At 28.1% G+C, this 1,130-nt stretch carries 1 protein-coding gene; it reads right to left on the reverse strand.

Going from position 1 to position 1,130, the window contains the following annotated elements; all coding sequences use genetic code 11:
- Nucleotides 1–401: 401 nt before the first annotated feature.
- Nucleotides 402–776 carry a hypothetical protein gene (locus DVA66_RS20590; protein WP_058709748.1) on the reverse strand — a complete coding sequence of 125 codons (375 nt, stop codon included), beginning with the start codon at nucleotides 774–776 and terminating at the stop codon, nucleotides 402–404.
- Nucleotides 777–1,130 lie beyond the last annotated feature (354 nt).

Consider the following 1,130-nt stretch of genomic DNA (forward strand, 5'->3'; position numbering starts at 1 on the left):
AGCGATTATCTGATTCGAATTTATCTTTTTCGGCTTCTACTTCAGGAAATGGGACGTTTTTATTTTCAGCTTTTTTTAATTTTTCTTCGTTTGGCTTAATTTCATTAATTGATTTTACCATTCTTACAACCTCGTTTCGTAAATGTGATTTACTCAACAAGTCGAATGAATAACGATTATTTGATTGTGTGTTATTAAGTTGACACACCTTTACTCTACCTATATAATATAGATATAAATAGTTGTTAAACGACGGCCATCGTTTGAACAACATGATATAATGAATATATCAACTAACAAATAAATCGTGTATTCTGTTTACAGTTTTTCGACATCGTCGAGTATTAATTGATGACCTGTTCCTGCAGGTCTTATTTTTTTGCTATTTTTTAATTGAGTCATTAGCAAACGACCTCTTTTTCTTGCGCTTTTGCTTCTTCTAGTGTGCCAAAATAATTGTCTGCAACTTGTTCTGCATTGTTTAATATTTCTATAATAGTTTCTTTTTTAAAACCATCATATTCTCTATTGAAAAATAATCTACTTGTTGATGTATGTGTAGCAGATAAAATTTTAGCTAAGTCTTTTACTTGTGTTCTATCATTGTTTTTAGTTAAAAAAGCAATGAAAACTGAACCTAGCTGATAAAAAGTATCTTTTTCATTATCATCTAATACGATTGTTTTTCTATTGTTTGTTGAATCTTTGATGATTTTTTTGCAATCATTAATTTGATTTTGCAAAATTAAACGTTTGTAATGGTTATTCTTATCCATTTCTTCTTACCTACCTTTCTTTCTGATTTTATTGTTAATAATATAATAGCACACCAAACAAAAATAAGCAATTTTAAAAGTCTAAAGAAAGATGGATAATAAGTCATTATGTTGACAGACCTTAACCCTACTTTTCTTCAACCATATCAACGTTTTAGCCAATTTGACCTATAATGATAAGTAAAACTATTAAACGTGATAAGTTATTGTGATGACGTTATAACTAATTGATTTGGTAGCACTAAAACACAACTAAGCATAAAATTTTAACAGTTGAGCAAAACAATATTGCTTATCTGCATTCAATAATATAAAATCGTGTAGAGAAGTTGATGAATGAGTTATGTGTAGTTA

It is taken from the genome of Desertihabitans aurantiacus (assembly GCF_003344635.1).
In the GTDB taxonomy this organism is placed as follows: Bacteria; Actinomycetota; Actinomycetes; order Propionibacteriales; family Propionibacteriaceae; genus Desertihabitans; species Desertihabitans aurantiacus.

Coding starts and splice junctions, on each gene's coding strand:
- DVA66_RS20590 (WP_058709748.1), bottom strand. CDS start 776: ATGGATAAGAATAACCATTACAAACGTTTAATTTTGCAAAATCAAATT.